The sequence below is a fragment of the Bacteroides muris (ex Afrizal et al. 2022) genome (assembly GCF_004793475.1).
Taxonomy (GTDB): domain Bacteria; phylum Bacteroidota; class Bacteroidia; order Bacteroidales; family Bacteroidaceae; genus Bacteroides; species Bacteroides muris.
The window spans coordinates 1-495 of the sequence record NZ_SRYZ01000137.1; the positions used below are offsets into that span (position 1 = coordinate 1).

General features: G+C 47.3%; 1 pseudogene. It reads right to left on the reverse strand.

The annotated features are described in order from the left end of the window. Positions 1 to 43: 43 nt before the first annotated feature. A pseudogene (locus tag E5355_RS19225) lies at positions 44 to 495 on the reverse strand (hybrid sensor histidine kinase/response regulator); the annotation flags it as partial.

A 495-nucleotide genomic window follows, 5' to 3' on the forward strand; every position in this document is an offset into this window, starting at 1 on the left:
CTCGCAATACACGATGTTGTCCTCCACCACGATGATTTTTGTCTTATCCATTGTTGTATTTCTTCCTTTCTTCTTTTGCCAGACGGATTATCTCCGAACCCTTATCCAGCACGGCTCTTACGGCATTGCCTATTGCTTTGTCGTCAGGTGTGCCATTGTGATGAATCAGTTTATAAAGTTCCCTCAATGGTCTGTCGGCACGGAGTATCTCCCAAGAGCTACGCAGGTGGTGTGTTAGAGTGTCCAGTTCCGGAAGGTCTTTCTGTTGTTGGTCATACCTGAGCGACTGCATTTCCTTTTCGGTTTCCGTTATCAATTTCTCCAGCATGACGGCTTCATTGCCGTATGACAGCAGAGAGGTGAAATCCGGCTTTTCATTCTGTTTGCCTTTTATGGCGCACTTGTCAGAAATCTCCATCAGTTCCGATATGGAGAACGGCTTGAGCAGGCAACCGGAGAAACCACGTTCCATAAGTTCCTCTTTGCCGCAACTGC